Origin of the sequence: Treponema berlinense (assembly GCF_900167025.1) — a bacterium.
GTDB lineage: Bacteria > Spirochaetota > Spirochaetia > Treponematales > Treponemataceae > Treponema_D > Treponema_D berlinense.
In genome coordinates this window covers 78,954-96,162 of sequence record NZ_FUXC01000003.1, presented here as the reverse complement: position 1 = coordinate 96,162, position 17,209 = coordinate 78,954, and the positions used below count along the sequence as shown (strand labels likewise).

At 42.7% G+C, this 17,209-nt stretch carries 10 protein-coding genes and 1 pseudogene; 6 read left to right on the top strand and 5 right to left on the bottom strand.

The features are described from left to right. Positions 1-71 precede the first annotated feature (71 nt). Together B5D47_RS11770 and B5D47_RS03925 are read right to left on the bottom strand one after the other, a co-directional pair. Positions 72-1,817 carry an ammonium transporter gene (locus B5D47_RS11770; protein WP_078930527.1) on the bottom strand — a complete coding sequence of 582 codons (1,746 nt, stop codon included), beginning with the start codon at positions 1,815-1,817 and terminating at the stop codon, positions 72-74. Between the two features lie 175 nt (positions 1,818-1,992). After that, a complete protein-coding gene (locus tag B5D47_RS03925) occupies positions 1,993-4,083 on the bottom strand; it encodes a glutamine synthetase III family protein (protein WP_078930526.1) in 2,091 nt (696 codons plus the stop codon). Between the two features lie 447 nt (positions 4,084-4,530). Between B5D47_RS03925 and B5D47_RS03920 the strand changes: the two genes are divergently transcribed. The 4 genes and pseudogenes from B5D47_RS03920 (at position 4,531) to rnhA (ending at position 11,368) form a co-directional block, all read left to right on the top strand. Next, the gene (locus B5D47_RS03920; protein WP_078930525.1) at positions 4,531-5,694 is read left to right on the top strand and encodes a carbamoyl phosphate synthase small subunit; all 1,164 of its coding nucleotides are present in this window, start codon (positions 4,531-4,533) and stop codon (positions 5,692-5,694) included. A gap of 79 nt (positions 5,695-5,773) precedes the next feature. Next, positions 5,774-8,950, top strand: a pseudogene (gene carB / locus B5D47_RS03915) (carbamoyl-phosphate synthase large subunit); the annotation flags it as partial. A 229-nt stretch (positions 8,951-9,179) separates the two neighbouring features. Beyond that, positions 9,180-10,772 carry a CTP synthase gene (locus tag B5D47_RS03910; RefSeq protein WP_078930523.1) on the top strand — a complete coding sequence of 531 codons (1,593 nt, stop codon included), beginning with the start codon at positions 9,180-9,182 and terminating at the stop codon, positions 10,770-10,772. 137 nt (positions 10,773-10,909) lie between these two features. After that, a complete protein-coding gene (gene rnhA, locus B5D47_RS03905; protein ID WP_078930604.1) occupies positions 10,910-11,368 on the top strand; it encodes a ribonuclease HI in 459 nt (152 codons plus the stop codon). Positions 11,369-11,373: 5 nt separating this feature from the next. On the opposite strand, the gene B5D47_RS03900 is transcribed toward rnhA, so the two are convergent. The 3 genes from B5D47_RS03900 to B5D47_RS03890 all read right to left on the bottom strand — a co-directional run bounded on the left by B5D47_RS03900 (position 11,374) and on the right by B5D47_RS03890 (position 14,872). Then, entirely contained in the window at positions 11,374-12,732 is a 1,359-nt protein-coding gene (locus B5D47_RS03900) for an MATE family efflux transporter (protein ID WP_078930522.1), read from the bottom strand. Between the two features lie 203 nt (positions 12,733-12,935). After that, positions 12,936-13,868 carry a cysteine synthase A gene (gene cysK, locus B5D47_RS03895; RefSeq protein WP_078930521.1) on the bottom strand — a complete coding sequence of 311 codons (933 nt, stop codon included), beginning with the start codon at positions 13,866-13,868 and terminating at the stop codon, positions 12,936-12,938. Positions 13,869-14,029: 161 nt separating this feature from the next. Then, positions 14,030-14,872 (bottom strand): hypothetical protein, encoded by an 843-nt coding sequence (locus tag B5D47_RS03890; protein ID WP_078930520.1) that lies wholly within the window; start codon positions 14,870-14,872, stop codon positions 14,030-14,032. 298 nt (positions 14,873-15,170) lie between these two features. Here B5D47_RS03890 and B5D47_RS03885 point away from each other — a divergent pair, with 298 nt between their 5' ends. Beyond that, positions 15,171-16,367 (top strand): DUF8086 family protein, encoded by a 1,197-nt coding sequence (locus B5D47_RS03885; protein WP_078930519.1) that lies wholly within the window; start codon positions 15,171-15,173, stop codon positions 16,365-16,367. Next, entirely contained in the window at positions 16,357-17,112 is a 756-nt protein-coding gene (locus B5D47_RS03880; protein ID WP_078930518.1) for a hypothetical protein, read from the top strand. Before B5D47_RS03885 ends, B5D47_RS03880 begins: the two co-directional genes overlap by 11 nt. Positions 17,113-17,209 lie beyond the last annotated feature (97 nt).

Here is a 17,209-nt window from a genome sequence, read left to right as displayed (position 1 = left end):
AAAAACGGTGACCGCTGCACTTTTTTGTCTGTGCTCAATCACCGTTTAACGTCAAACCGCTGTTTTTTTAACTATTTGTCGTTTTGAAGGGCATCGTAGCCTGTTTCGCCTGTGCGGATTTTTACAACACCTGTCACATCGCTTATGAAGATTTTTCCGTCGCCAATGTGTCCTGTGTAAAGCGCTTTGCGTGCCGCTTCGATAACCGTGTCTACAGGAACTTTGCTGATTACGGTTTCAACCTTGATTTTTGGAAGAAGGTTGATTTCGACTGGAGCACCACGGTAATATTCGCTCGCTCCTTTTTGCATTCCGCAGCCCATTACATTGCTTACGGTCATGCCGGTTATTCCTATTTCGTTCATTGCAGCCTTGAGTCTGTCAAATTTGTTCTGGCGAGTAACGATTACGACCTTGTGTGCGATTGCTTCTTTTGAAGTTGTGCCGGAAACTGGAACGCTGAGTGCTGGAATTTCGATGCCAGCGTTTTCTGCCTCCTCGACTTCTTCTGTTGAATAAGTTGTCGCAAATCCTGCATATCCTGAATCAAGTCCATGCTCGAGCTTGTCGAGTCCGACAATTTCTTCTTCGGCTGTAACACGGAGACCGAAAATCTTTTTGATTACAGTGAATAAAATCGTGATTGTCACAACGGTCCAGGCGATTGTCGAAATCATTCCGAGAAGCTGAAGTCCGAGACATTCAAATCCACCGCCGTAAAAAAGTCCTGCAAGCTGTTCGCCGGCTTTGTTTGCAATTGAATAGCCTGGAACTGCCGGGTTTGCAAAAAGTCCAACGGCAATTGTTCCCCAAATTCCGTTAAAACAGTGAACTGCAACTGCTCCGACAGGATCGTCAACATGAAGCTTGTAGTCCAAAAGCCATACACCAAATACAACCAGAAGACCTGCGACAATTCCGATTATTGAAGCGCCAAGAGCGTCTGCAACATCGCAAGGAGCTGTAATTGCTACAAGACCTGCCAAAGAAGCGTTCAAACACATAGAAACATCTGGTTTTCCGTATTTTATCCATGTAAAAATCATACATGTTACAGTTGCAACTGCTGGAGCGATTGTTGTAGCAACGAAGATTGAACCGAGCTGGGCAACAGAAGTTGCAGCAGCACCGTTAAATCCGTACCAACCCAACCAAAGGATAAATACACCGAGCGCGCCGATAGGAATGTTGTGTCCTGGGAAAGCGTGAACATCTGTTACTTTTCCGTCCTTGCCGCGCGTAAATTTGCCAATGCGAGGGCCGACCATTGCGGCACCGATTAAGGCGCAGATTCCGCCGACCATATGAATACAGTTTGAACCTGCAAAATCATGGAATCCAAGCTGTGCGAGCCAGCCGCCACCCCAAGTCCAGTGAGCTTCAATAGGATAGATTACTGCCGAAATTACAGCAGAATAAACGCAGTAAGAAAGAAATTTTGTGCGTTCTGCCATTGCGCCAGAAACAATTGTTGCTGTCGTTGCGCAGAATACGAGGTTGAATACAAATCCAGACCAGTCAAAATTGCCGTAATCTGTAAAAATCTGCCAGTTTGGTTTTCCAATCAAACCGAAAAATGCGTTTTCACCAAGAAATAGTCCAAATCCAATAAGAATAAAAACAACTGTTCCGATACAAAAGTCCATCAGGTTTTTCATGATGATGTTTCCCGTGTTTTTTGCACGGGTAAAACCTGTTTCGACCATTGCAAATCCGGCTTGCATCCAAAATACGAGGGCGGCGCCTAAAAGAAACCAAACGCCCCACAAGTCGCTAGAAACCGACTTTACCGCTTCCATTAGTGCAGCTGAATCCATAAATTACCTCCAAAAAAATAATTCAAAAAAAAGCGCGCGGACAGTCCAGTTAAAAAACGAACAAAATCCGCACGCCATTGTGCTTAAAATAAAAATCGCGTTCTGCAATTTTTGTCTTTTTGCTTTTGCTGCCGCGCTATGCGACAGCATTTGTTACAATATAAAACCCCATCGCTTATACTCTGAACAGCAAATCCTCGTAACTTGGGAAAGGTTTATATTCTTCTCCCAAAAGAGGTTCGATTTTGTCTGCTACAGCGCGTGCTTCTTCCATTGCAGGTTTTACTGTATCTGCATAGGCCTTTGCAACTGCAAGAGCGCTTCCTGCTTTTTCGGCTTTTTCGTGCGCTTTTTCGAGCAACTCTGCCTTTTCGGAAAGTTCGTCAACGAGAACATCGAGTTCGGAAAGAACCTTTGTTTCTGCCGAGGCTTTTGCGCCTGGAACAACCGATTTGAGTTCACTTACAGTCTTTGAAACTGCCGAAATATACTTGTATGCCGCTGGAAGAATGTCTTTTGAAATCATTTCGAGCATTGTGTTTACTTCGATATTCAAAACCTGGGCATATTTTTCAAGCTTGATTTCGTAATGACTTTCCATTTCCTGCTTTGTGTAAACGCCAAGTTCTGTAAAGAGCTTTACATTTTTTGCATCAAGATAATGTTCAACTGCGTCAGGAGTTGTCTTTAATTCAAGAAGTCCGCGTTTTTTTGCTTCAACTTTCCATGATTCATCGTAGCCGTTTCCGTTAAATACGATTCTCCAGTGAGCTTTTACTTCGCGCGCAATCAAAGCGTTGAGAGCTTTTTCAAAATCTGAAGCGCCCTCGAGTTCGTCTGCAAAGATTTTTAGAACATCTGCAACAATTGCGTCGAGAGTCGTGTTAGGGCCTGCGATTGAAAGGCTTGAACCTACAGAACGGAATTCAAATTTGTTTCCTGTAAAGGCAAATGGCGAAGTTCGGTTGCGGTCTGTTGAATCCTTTGGAATTGAAGGAAGAACATCAACTCCGATCGTCATTTTTTCGTTTTTGTCCGAAGTGTAAGGTTTTCCGTCTTTGATTGCTTCGAGAACTGCATAAAGTTCGTCGCCAAGATAAACGGAAATAATTGCTGGAGGCGCCTCGTTTGCTCCAAGACGGTGGTCATTTCCTGCACTTGCAACAGAAATTCTCAGCAAATCCTGATTCTCGTCGACTGCCTTTAAAATTGCCGTCAAAAACAAAAGAAACTGTGCGTTTGATTCAGGTGTTTTTCCAGGTTCGAGAAGGTTTTCGCCTTCGTTTGTGGACATTGACCAGTTGTTGTGCTTTCCTGAACCGTTGAGTCCGGCAAATGGTTTTTCGTGAAGAAGACATTCAAGACCGTGGCGCTTTGCAACTTTCTTCATAACTTCCATTGTAAGCTGGTTCTGATCTACAGAAAGGTTTGTTGTCGAGAAAATCGGCGCCATTTCGTGCTGGGCTGGAGCTACTTCGTTATGTTCTGTTTTTGAAAGAACTCCGTATTTCCACAAAGTGTCGTTCAAATCTTCCATATATTCTACGATTCTAGGATTAAGGGCCGCAAAATACTGGTCGTCCATTTCCTGTCCTTTTGAAGGTTTTGCTCCAAAAAGAGTACGTCCAGTCATGCGCAAATCTTTGCGTTCTGAATAAAGCTTGTGGTCTACGATAAAATATTCCTGTTCAGGACCAACTGTTGTTGCAACATGGCTTACTTCTTTTCCGAAAAGCTTGAGAATTCTCTTTGCCTGCTTGTCCAAAGCTTCCATTGAGCGCAAAAGCGGAGTTTTTTTGTCGAGAGCTTCGCCTGTGTAAGAGCAGAACGCTGTTGGAATACAAAGAGTATGTTCCTTGATAAAAGGATAAGATGTCGGATCCCAAACTGTGTAGCCTCTTGCCTCAAATGTAGCTCTGTGTCCGCCACTTGGAAATGAAGAAGCGTCAGGTTCACCTTTTACAAGTTCTTTTCCGGAGAACGACATGATTACTGTTCCATCGTCCTGTGGATTTATGAAAGAGTCGTGTTTTTCTGCCGTAATTCCTGTCAAAGGCTGAAACCAGTGTGTATAGTGAGTTGCGCCTTTTTCAATCGCCCATTCTTTCATTGCGTGAGCCACAACATTTGCAACATCAAGCGGAAGAGGTGCTCCGTCGTCAAGAGTTTTCTTGAGAGCCTTGAATGTTTCTTTTGGCAAGCGGTCTTTCATAGTTTTCTGATTAAAAACCAAACTTCCAAAAACTTCTGGTACATTTGCTGTCATATAGTCCTCCAAAAGTAAAAAAGACGCCGCAATTTATCAGGGAGGGAGGCTCCCATAAAAAATCACGACGTCTTTGTCTTTAAAATAAAGAAAGCCGCAGAAAGTTCAACCCTTTTCTGCGGCCTCATTGCCTTTTGATATTTGAGTTATACAGCGACAGCTAAAAAGTGTCAATCAGATTTTGTAAAAAAAATAATTTTTTTTACATCGTGCACAATTTTTTAATTTTTTTTGTGCATTGCGATATTTTCATATAACCTTCACCAATTGACAATAAATACAGATAGTTTTATTGTATTCAGCGGAATATATGAGCAAGGGCGTTCATTACTGTTAAGGAAGTATTGCAGGCTATTTCTGAAAATTTGAATTTTTAGAGGTTTTTCTGTTTTTTTCTTTAATATGCAATGACGCTTTTTTTTTTGCCCTTAAAGGTAGAATAAAAAAATGAAAAAAGCATTCTTGATTTTGGCAGATGGAACGGTTTTTGAAGGAAATTCCATCGGTGCTGCTGGCTCTGTAATCGGAGAAACAGTTTTTACAACTGGCATGACCGGTTACCTCGAAACTCTTACCGATCCGAGTTATTATGGACAAATTGTTACCCAGACTTTTCCGTTAATCGGTAACTATGGAATGATTCCAGAAGACTACGAAAGCAAAAAATGTCATATCCGTGGCTACATTGTCCGGGAACTTTGCGAAAAACCTTCTAATTTTCGTTGCAAACTGACACTCGACGATTTTTTAAAGCAACAGAATATAATCGGAATTTGCGGAATTGACACCAGAAGGCTTACAAAAATTTTGCGGGAAGCCGGAGTTATGAACGGAATGATTGTAACCGCAGAAACCTGCCCTCAAATTGATAAAAACCTTCTTTCAAAAATAAAATCCTACCAAATTGTTGATGCTGTAAAAAATGTTCAAAACAGCATGATTTTAGAACCGCTCAAAAATGCAGTCGAGCCGAAAAAAACTCCATTTTATACAAAAGATTTTGCAGACGGAAAAGGAAAAACCGTAGCTCTTTTTGATTTTGGGGCAAAGGCGAATATCGAACGCGAACTTGAACGGCGCGGCTGCACTGTAAAAGTTGTTCCTTACGACACGACAGCAGAACAGATAAAGGCGATGAATGTTGATGGAATAATGCTTAGCAACGGTCCTGGAGATCCTGCGGAAAATGTCGGTGTAATTGCAGAAATAAAAAAACTCTGCGAATACGGCAAAATTCCGATCTTTGGAATTTGTCTTGGACACCAGATGCTCGCCCTTGCGAACGGCGCTAAGACAGAAAAATTAAAATACGGACACCGTGGCGGAAACCATCCTGTAAAGGATTTGCAAAGCGGAAGAGTTTATATTTCCAGCCAGAACCACGGCTATGCGGTTAAAAACGAAACTATCCCAAAAAATGCAGAACTGAGTTTTGTAAACTGCAACGACGGAACTTGCGAAGGCATTGCATACAAAAATATTCCTGCCTTTAGCGTGCAGTTCCATCCAGAAGCATGTGGCGGTCCGCACGACACAAACTTTTTGTTTGACAGCTTTATAAAAATGATAAATGCGTTAGGGGCTGGAAGGGTGCCGGAGGCAAACCGCTAAAAGCGGGTCGGAGCGAAAGCGTAGCCCTGCAAGACCCGCCCGAACGCCCAAAAAGTAAAAAACTGATGGAGATTAAAAAATGCCATTGAACAAAAATATACACAAGGTAATGATTATTGGTTCTGGACCGATTGTAATTGGTCAGGCGGCGGAATTTGACTATGCCGGAAACCAGGCTTGCAAGGCTCTTAAGGCACAAGGGCTTGAAGTTGTTCTGGTAAACTCAAACCCGGCAACTTTAATGACTGACCATGTTATGGCTGACGAAATTTATCTTGAACCGCTCAACGTTGAAACCTTGCAGAGAATTATCGAAAAAGAAAAACCAGATTCGCTGCTTTCGACGCTTGGCGGTCAGACTGGACTTACTTTGAGTATGGAACTTGCAAAGTCGGGATTTTTGGAAAGCCATGGAGTGCAGCTTTTGGGCGCGCGTCCGCTTACGATTGACAAGGCTGAAGACCGGCAAATGTTCAAGGATACGATGGAAGCGATTGGAGAACCTTGTATTCCTTCAAAAGTTGTGACTGATTACGATGATGCCCTTGATTTTGCAAAAAATAAAATCGGTTTTCCTGTTATAATCCGTCCTGCTTTTACTCTGGGCGGAACTGGCGGCGGAATTGCATATAACGAGAAAGAATTTGACGAAATTGCCCACAACGGACTCCATCGCTCGCCGATTCACCAGATTCTGGTTGAAAAATGTATTTCCGGCTGGAAAGAAGTTGAATTTGAAGTTATGCGCGACCATGCAGGCAATGTTCTTACTGTCTGCTCAATGGAAAATTTTGATCCGGTTGGCGTTCATACTGGAGATTCGATTGTAATTGCTCCGACTGTAACACTTGCCGACAAAGAATATCAGATGCTCCGTTCTGCAGCCCTGAATATAATTTCTGCCCTCGAAATCGAAGGCGGCTGCAACTGTCAGTTTGCGCTCAATCCGGAAACTTTTGAATACGCTGTAATCGAGGTAAATCCGCGTGTAAGCCGTTCTTCTGCCCTGGCTTCAAAGGCAACCGGCTACCCGATTGCAAAAGTTGCGGCTCTAATCGCAGTCGGCTACAATCTTGATGAAATTCCGAACTTTGTGACTGGAAAGACAAAAGCTTGCTTTGAACCGGTCTTGGATTATGTTGTCGTAAAAGTTCCAAAATTCCCGTTCGAAAAATTCGTTTACGCCGCAAGAAAACTTGGCACTCAGATGAAGGCGACCGGCGAAGTTATGGCTATCGGCCAGAATTTTGAAGAAGCGATTTTAAAGGCAATCCGCGGAGCTGAACTTGGCGTAAAAGACTTGAATCTTGCCGCTTTTGCAAAAGAAAACGAAGAAAAAATCCGCGAAAGAGTCGGAAAATGCACAGACCAAAGAATTTTTGCAATCTATCAGGCTCTAAAACGCAAAATAATGAGCGTGGACGAAATCCATGAAGTTACAAAAATTGATGAATGGTTTTTGTACAAGCTCGAAAATATTGCCGAAGCCGAAAAAAAAGCCGTTGAAAATTCCGCACCGACCGTCCATGCTCCAATGCTCTACACTCCAGCTTCGTTCAAAATGGTAGACACCTGCGCCGGCGAGTTCAGCGCAGAATCTCCGTATTTTTATTCGACAACTGGCGGAGAAAACGAGGCTGAAAAATTTCTTGAAGGACTTGAAAAAGAAGGAAAACGCAGCAAAAAAGGAACGATTATTGTCTTGGGTTCCGGACCAATCAGAATCGGACAGGGAATTGAATTCGACTATGCCTCGGTTCAGTGCGTATGGTCGCTCAAAAAGCTCGGCTACGAAGTTGCAATCATAAACAACAATCCGGAAACTGTTTCGACAGACTTTGACACTGCAGACCGTCTTTATTTTGAACCGCTCACTCCTGTCGACGTTATGAATGTAATCAAGGTTGAAAAGCCGGTCGGCGTTGTAGTTGCATTTGGCGGACAGACTGCCATCAAACTTACAAAATACCTCGACGGCCAGGGAATCCGCATTCTCGGAACAAGCGCAGACGGAATTGACCTTGCAGAAGACAGGGAACGTTTTGAAGAACTTTGCGAGAGACTGCACGTAAACCGTCCTAAAGGCCAGACTGTCTTTACGGAAGTTGAAGCTCTGGAAGCAGCCGCCCGCCTTACCTACCCTGTTTTGATGCGTCCAAGTTATGTTCTTGGCGGACAGAATATGATTATTGCGCGGACAAATGCCGACATCAAGGAATACATGAAAATTATCCTTGCGCAGGGAATTACAAATCCTGTTTTGATTGACAAATACATGGAAGGAACAGAACTTGAAGTCGATTGCATTTGCGACGGCGAAGATGTTTTGATTCCAGGAATTATGGAACATGTCGAGAGAACAGGAATCCACTCAGGAGATTCAATCGCAGTTTATCCGGCATGGAATTTTACGGACGAAATGACAAAAACCGTCGTAGAAAAATCGCGCGACATGGCTTTAGCTCTTGGAACTCAGGGACTTGTAAATATTCAGTGGCTTTTTTACAACGGTCAGTTGAATATTATCGAAGCAAACCCCCGTTCTTCGCGCACAGTTCCTTATTTGAGCAAGGTTACAGGAATTCCAATGGTTGAACTTGCAACACGCGCAATGCTCGGCGAAAAAGTACGCGACATGGGCTATGGAACAGGACTTTACAGAAAACCTGATTATTACGCCGTAAAAGTTCCAGTATTCAGTTTTGAAAAGCTTATGGACGTGGACACTCACCTTGGACCGGAAATGAAGTCAACCGGAGAAGTTCTGGGAATTGCAAAAACACGCGAAGAAGCGATTTTTAAGGGAATGGTTGCGGCCGGCTGGAAGATGATTCATCCTGCGCTTGCAAAAAAAGGCGAACCTACAGGCGTTTTATTCAGCGTAAGAAAGTCTGACAGACCTGAACTGCCGGCACTTGCAAAAAAATACAGCGATTTGGGCTTTACGCTCTACGCAACGGAAGGAAATGCCGACACAATCGAGCGTTCCGGAATGAAAGTAACAAAGGTGAATAAAGTTCACGAAAATTACAGCGAAAACGTAATGACGCTACTCGAAAGCGGAAAAATCTGCTATGTAGTCTCAACTTCCGCAAAAGGACGGGACCCTTCTTCAGAAAGCGTTCGTCTGCGCCGGCTTGCAGTTGAACACGACATTGACTGTCTGACGGCAATCGACACGGCAAACGCACTTGCAGATTCACTTTCGGGAAAATTTACGGATTTAAATACAACTTTGGTTGATATAAACAAGCTGCTTCATTAGTTTTGTTTTTTGTTCTGGCAAAGATGTTTTGCGGACAAATTCTGCAATTTTTGCCGGACAGGCACAAGCGAACTAGTGAACTTGAAAAAAAAAGCCTTTAGTATTATTATTCGAGGCGAAATTATTAGTTGACGAAGAAGTCGCGGGCACAGTTCCGATTTTTAACGGGATTGCTGTCGGCGGCTTTTTTTATTTTAAAAATTTTATCAAGAGGTTTTGTATGTCAAAATTCATTTTTGTGACCGGCGGAGTTGTAAGCGGTTTAGGAAAAGGAATTACAGCCGCAAGTTTGGGCCGGCTTTTAAAATGCCGCGGTTTAAAAATTGCATCTCAAAAACTAGATCCTTATATGAACGTTGATCCTGGAACAATGAGCCCGTTTCAGCATGGCGAAGTTTTTGTAACAGACGACGGAGCAGAAACCGACCTCGATCTTGGCCATTACGAACGTTTTATCGACGAAAATTTAAATAAATATTCAAATTTGACCTCCGGCAGAGTTTACTGGAACGTTTTGAACAAAGAACGGCAGGGCGAGTATCTCGGCCAGACAGTGCAAATTATTCCTCACGTAACAAACGAAATCAAGGATTTTATTTTAAAAAATGCACAGGTAAGCGGCGCGGATGTTTCTATCGTAGAAATCGGAGGAACAATCGGCGACATCGAAAGCCAGCCATTTTTAGAGGCAATCCGCCAGCTTTCGACAGAAGTTGGACGAAAAAACTGTCTTTTTATTCACGTTTGCCTAGTTCCGTACATTTCCGGCAGCGACGAATACAAATCTAAGCCGACTCAGCACTCGGTAAAAGAGCTCATGGCCGTTGGAATCCATCCCGACCTTATCGTAACCCGTTCGGACGAAGCAGTTCCCGAAGAAATCCGCAAAAAAATCAGTCTTTTTTGCAATGTTGCGGAAGACTGCGTAATCGACAACAAAACCCTGAGTTCACTTTACGAGGTTCCGCTCATGCTCCACGAACAAAAAATGGACGAAGTTGTCTGCCGCGAACTGGGAATCGAAGGAACAACTTCAAACCTTTCTGAATGGGAAAAAATGGTGAATTCAATTCACTCACGAAAAGACGAAATTCAAATTGCGCTTGTCGGAAAATACGTAAAACTCCACGATTCATACCTGAGCATTGTCGAAAGCCTGAACCACGCTTCGTTTGTTGTCGGCCGCAAACTAAAAATAAAATGGGTTGACTCTGACAGCGTAACAGACAAAACAGCCCCGGAAATTTTTAAGGACTGCGCAGGAATAATTCTTCCGGGCGGATTTGGAAACCGCGGAATCGAAGGCATGATAACTTCCGCGCGTTTTGCCAGAACCCACAAAATGCCATATTTTGGAATCTGCCTTGGAATGCAAATCGCCGTGATTGAATTTGCACGTGACGTTTTGAATTTTAGCGACGCCAACAGCCGTGAATTTGACGAACAGTGCGAACATGCCGTAATTGACCTTATGAAAGACCAGGAAGGCGTAATTATGGGCGGAACAATGCGCCTCGGAAAATATCCTTGCAAAATTCAAAAAGGAACAATCCTCGAAAAAGCATACAAATCAAATTTAATTGAAGAACGGCACAGACACCGCTACGAGTTTAACAATTCGTACCGCGAACAAATGCAGGACGCAGGTTTGGTAATTGGAGGAACAAGCCCGGACGACAAAATCGTAGAAACGGTCGAACTTTCCGAAAAAGAGCATCCTTTTTTTGTGGGAGTACAGTTCCATCCAGAATTTAAGTCCCGTCCAAACCACGCAGGTCCGCTTTTTGTTGAATTTTTAAAAGCTTGCCTGTAAGTCTGACAAAAAATTCTACGCCGGATGCGGAAAGCGCCAGTTGGCACGACAGTGCCAATGAGGGTTACCGAACTTGAAGCAGCCGGTTAGACACTGGTTTGCCGTCCATTTCTTTTTCTGCTAGAATATTTGAACTTATGGAAAATTCAGGAAAAATCATTGTTTATACGGACGGCGGTTGCCACGGAAATCCCGGGCCTGGAGGCTGGGCCTGCGTAATCATTGCAGAAGGCGAGGCACGCCAGTTAAGCGGCGGCGATAAATTAACTACAAACAACAAAATGGAGCTTACGGCGGCAATAAACGCGCTTTCGGCAATTTACAACACGGAAAGGCTTCGGAACTGCCCGGTTCAACTGAATATCGACAGTCAGTACGTAAAAAACGGAATTACTGGATGGATTTTTGGCTGGAAAAAGAACGGCTGGAAAACTGCCGCAAAAAAACCGGTTTTAAACCGTGAACTTTGGGAAAAACTCGATTCTCTCAATTCCCTCTTAAACGTCGAATGGAACTGGGTTAAAGGCCATGCCGGAGTTGAATACAACGAAGTTTGCGACAGTCTTTGCCAGAGCGAAATTGCAAAGTTTGAATAATATTGTCAGGCTTTTTTATTCTTTCCAAAGGCAAGCCTTGCAAGCATTATAAGTCCGCGGAAACAAAGTTCAACAGCCATTGCAAACCAGATTCCTTTTAGAGCGTAATTTTTTACGAGAACAAAACTCAGGCTCAAACGCACAACCCACAGGCTAAAAAGATTTAAAATGCTTGGAACGAGAGTGTCGCCTTTTCCACGGAGAGCGCCCATTGCAACAATGCTCGCTCCAAAAAGAGGCTCCGCAAAAAGTTCAATTCTGAGCACTTCAACCGAAAGAGCGCGGATTGCAGGGTCTGGCGTTATAAATTTAAAAATTAGCGGACAGGCAAAATACATGGCAAGTCCGCTTACAGTCATCAGAACAATTCCGTAAAAAACAGTAATCCAGCTGAACGAACGGACCAAATCCCGCCTTTTTGCGCCAAAACTCTGGCCAACGAGAGTTGTAGCCGCCTCCGAAATTCCATATCCAGGCATATAACAAAGGCTTTCGGCAGTCGTTGCAAAAGAATTTGCGGCAAGACTCACAGCGCCCAAAGGAGAAACCATTTTTGTAACAACGACAAGAGCGCCGCTAAAAGCGGAGCTTTCAAGGGCAACAGGAGCTGCAAGTTTTACCGCCTTTTTTATCACGTTTCCGTCAAAAAAGAAACCTTTATGACCGGTAAATTTCAAATATTCAGACTTAAAAAGAGTAAAATACAAAAAAAGCAGGGCAACGCTCAAGGCGGAGCACGCAGAACCAAGAGCCGCGCCTTTTACGCCAAGATTTAAAACAAAGATAAAAAGAAAATTAAACACAATGTCCAATAAACACATCAAGGCATTTAAAATGCCGGGAAGCTTCATATTTCCAGAACACTGCTGCATTCCGCCAAGCAGATAAACTATTTCGTAAAAAGGAGCAGAAAGACAAAAAATCAAAAAATACCAAAAAGCGTCACTGTAAATCTCATCGCTTGCGCCAAGCCACAACGGCAGTTTAAAGCTTATTCCAGTTCCAAGCAAAAGCAAAAACAGGCTGAAGCAAATGCAGGTCAAAAGCGCATTAAAAAGCAAATTTTTTGTTTTGGATTTTTCTCCAGCGCCGACAAGATGCGCCATTTGAACCGTAAATCCAATGCAAAGAGCGTGCAAAAGGCTTCCCAAAACCCAGGTCGAAGAAGCAACCAGACCTATACTCGCCGACTGACGCGCTCCCAAAAAACCAACCATTGCGGCGTCAATATATTGCATCAAAATCGACGACAACTGCGCCATCATTCCGGGAATACTCAGGTGCCAGACAAAACCAATCTGCTTTTTAAGGGAAACGGCAGAATTCCGGTTCAAAAGTTCTGACAGGTCAAAATTTCTGTCCATAAAACCATTTTAGATTTTTTAACAGAACAAAACAACCTGATTCAAAAAATAAAAAATCAGGACGGCATTTTGCGCTCAAACCGGTGTTTCGCAGTTCCGCTTTCCGCTCCATTGCAAGAGTCCTTGCAACGCTTTGCGCTGCTCCACCCCGGCGTAAGCAAAACCGAAAAACAAAAAGTCTTCCGGCTTTGTTTTATTTTTCCTTAGTCCTGAAAAAGCGGAGTAGAAAGATAACGGTCTCCAGTATCCGGCAAAAGAACAACAATATTCTTTCCCTTGTTTTCTGGACGTTTTGCAAGCTCAATTGCAGCCCAGGCAGCCGCTCCAGAAGAAATTCCAACGAGAACACCTTCTTTTTTACCAATCAATTTGCCAGTTGCAAAAGCGTCTTCGTTTGAAACGGTAATAACTTCGTCATAAATTTTTGTATCAAGGACATCCGGCACAAAACCTGCGCCAATTCCCTGAATTTTATGAGGACCGGCAACTCCTGTCGAAAGCACAGCAGAAGATTTTGGCTCAACTGCAACAATTTTTACGCCAGGATTTTTTGACTTAAGGAATTTTCCAGTTCCTGTAATAGTTCCGCCAGTTCCTACGCCAGCAACAAAAATGTCTACTTTTCCGTCAGTGTCTTCCCAAATTTCAGGACCAGTAGATTCAAAATGAGCCTTTGGATTTGCAGGATTTACAAACTGACCGGCAATAAAACTGTTTGGAGTATTTGCCTTGATTTCTTCAGCCTTTGCAATCGCACCCTTCATTCCCTTTGAACCGTCAGAAAGAACAAGTTCCGCACCATAAGCTTTCATAAGCTGGCGGCGCTCAACAGACATTGTTTCCGGCATTACGATTACAATTTTATAACCGCGGGCTGCCGCAACAGAAGCAAGTCCAATTCCTGTATTTCCAGAAGTTGGTTCAATAATTGTCGAGTCTTTTGTAAGGATTCCTTTTGCTTCGGCTTCGTCGAGCATTGCCTTTGCAATGCGGTCTTTTACAGAACCTGCCGGATTAAAATATTCAAGTTTTGCCAGAATTTTTGCTCCAAGTGAGTTTTCTGATTCGATATGCGACAGTTCAAGAAGCGGTGTGTGTCCAATAAGCTGGTCTGCCGAAGTGTAAATTTTTGCCATATTTTTCCTCCAAAGCATTATTACCTAGTTGTTTGATAGGTTTATCTGATACTTAATTTATAATTCTTATTACCTACCTTGTCAATAGGTAATACTTTTTTTTGCAAAAAAAATTGGCTCCGCCTAAAAACAAGGCAAAGCCAATTTGAATTTTTCGTTTTTTAATCGTCTTCTTCTTTTTCTGCTTCCGGAATTTCTTCATCAATTCCCGACGAATTGCGCATATACTGCAAATACGAAATTCCTTCGTCGTTGCATTTTCTCATCAAATCCAGTTCTTTTGTTCCTAGTTCCAGGCCGTAGGCAAGTTCCATATATTTTTCGCACTCGTCTTTTTCTCCAAGCTCATACAAAAACTGCGAATAATACGTGTAGACCATATATTTTTCGCCAGGAGTCCGGGCGCCTTTTATACCGTTTTTGTAAAGCTGCCTTGCCTTTTTGTTTGAACCGATTGGAGGCGGAGCGTAAAAATTCCAGTTTCCAAGGCAGGCATTTGCCGACGCCATAAACTTATCTTTTTTTAGCGCCTTTTTGTGCCAGTCCTTTACCTTAAATCCCCAGTAAAAAGTCGCCGCAATGGAGCGCGTCATATAGTAGCTTGTCACATCGGCGGTCGAAACATAAAACCACTTGCTCAGCTGCTCTTCGCTGCGCTTTTGCATCAATTCCAGGCAGTCGTTCATCCGTTTTTTCATATTTTTGCGCAATTGGACGCGGTTTTCTTTTGTCAAAATTCTTGCGTATGCTTCCATAAAATATAAATTTGCAAGAATCTGCTTTTCCTGCTCAAAATCCTTTGCAACGGCAGGAAGCACAATCATCGTTTCATTTTCAATATTTTTTATCATTTCGACAGCGGTAAGGTCATCTTCCGATTTTAACTCGACACGAAGCGTAACAAATTCATCGATTTTTTTCTGACAAAAATCCGAAATTTCATTTTCTGCAAAACAGGCGGCCGCAAGACAAAAGATTGCGGCGCAAAGACAAAACTTTTTCATATTTTAAATTGTAAAAATAACAAGGCCTGATTCCAGCCAAAAATTTTAAAATGTTTTCCAAACTCCGACAAAAAAAGCCTCCAAAAAGACAATCAGAGGCTTCGAGTAAATTTACTCAAATAAATAACATAAGTCCATAAAAAAAAGTTACATTTGCAAAAGAAAAATCTTAGCCCTGATCGTCGCGGAAAGGCCGGACGAGCGGAGCGACGGAGGACTTGCAGCAAGAGCAGGTTAGACCGTGACATGCGCTCCAAAAATCTAAAAAAAATCCTTAAAACGGCCGATATAAATACAAATGAAGCAGAATTTTTTATTTACGGCGGCAGTTTCGGCAAGTCTTTTGATTTTTGCAGGCTGCTCAAAACAAACAAAGGCCACGATTTCTCAAATTCCGGAAAACACAAAACACCACAGCTGGTATTTTTTTACGGAAGATGGTTTTGAACAGACTTCTCTTCCCCAGCAATCGGGAATTTCGAGTTTAAAACCCTGGACAGAAACTTTGCGTGCAAGCGATGCAAACACTGCGGCCGACAAAAGCGGCTACATGCTCGTAAACAGGCTTGGCGTAATTCACTTTGCAAAAAACGAAAGCCAGCAGGTTCAACCGGTTTTGATTCAAGATTACGAGCTTTTTTCCAATTCGACAGCTTCAAACCTGATTTTTGACAACGAAAATCCATATTTTACTTTGAGCCGCTCCTCTTTTTTTAACAAGGAAGCCTCTCTTTCCGAAACCGGCAGTGCTCAAGATTCAAACCGACCGTTTTTGGTAAGAATTTCCAAGGAATTAAAGGCTTTTTATCCGGCTATCACTTACGGAGATTTAAGGCTTGGCGGCGGCGGAGAAATCACAGGAACTTTTTTTGACGGAAATTCATTTTTTGCTTCTATAAAAAAAATAAATAATTCTAAAACCGAATTTACCTATATAAATTTTTTTGCAAATTCTTCGCTCGAAAGCCTTTCGCCATTTACAAAAGACGAAAAAATTACGATTCAGGAAACTTCGGAAGAAAATTACAGGCTGCTTAATTCTCCGAAAAAATTTTCAGATTCGCCAAAACGCCTGCGTTCGCTCTTGTCTTCGATCCCGCAAAATTTTTATTTTTCGGTCGAATGCAAAAACTCCGGCGGAACTTCTCCAAAAACCTTTATTTCCGGCCCAGACTTTGGCTCAGAAACCGCAGAAAGCTCAGAAAATTCTTTTCTTATAGGCGCACACGCAATAATTGCAGACGACTGGATTTGCGCTGTTTTTTCTGACGGAACCACATATTTTAACGGCGCCCTGGACGGTGAACCGATTTTGAACAACGGCAAAAACGCCGCATTCCGCCTTCCAAAACTTCCACAAAACTACATTTACGGTCCGTTCTGCATAAGCGGAACAACTCTTGCCGTCGCCTGGGAAGAAAGCGACTTTTACAAGACGGGCCGCTCTGGATTTTTGACGGTGGACTTAAAAAAGGTTTTGTACAATGAAAAATAAAACAATTTACAAGAAATTTCCGTTCATTTTTTTGTTTTTTTCGCTTTCTTTTTTGTGCTTCGGACAAACAGAACCAAATTTCTCAAAAGTTCAGGCAGAAGATGACAACAAAATCCTCACAAAAATCGAAAACTTCGAAAACCCCAAAATAAAGATTCCAAAAAACCTGTTTTTCTTTACTCTCGGACCTTCGGTTTATGTAAATACAGACAGCAAAACCTCTCCAAGCCCAGTTTCGTTCGCAGGCGGAGCGGGATTTGACCTTTTTAACCACAAATTTCTAAATTTTCAGCCAAAGCTCACTTTTTTTACAAATTATTATCTCTGGGACGGCGAATATGCGCGCCCTTCCGAAATCGAAAACAGAACTGCCCTTGCGCTTTCGTTTTTGCTCGACCTGAACACGACTCATATTTTTCGCCTCGAAAAAGACATTTTTCAGTTTGGCGGCGGATTGGGATTTTTGGCTCGATTTTCCTTTCTTGCAAACGGAGTAAATTCAGACGACACAGGCGGAGAAACAAATTCAACAGCAGGCGACGACATAAAATCAATCAACCGATGGTTCTACAAAAACTTAAATTTTCTCTATCCAAACTTAAATTTTTCCTGGCAACGCGCATTTACAAAAAACTATCTGGCCGGTCTGGAAGCAAAAATCTACTTTCCTCTCGGAGCAATTTTGGACGGACGCGCTTTTGACACGGCAATTTTTTCGTTAGGAATAAAAATCAGTCCAAGATAATCCGGGCGGTGCAGATTTTGAGCACATGCACAAAATCTGCCGCTATGTCCGGGGTTTCATTCAAAAAAAATACCGCGGTTACAAACCGCGGTATTTT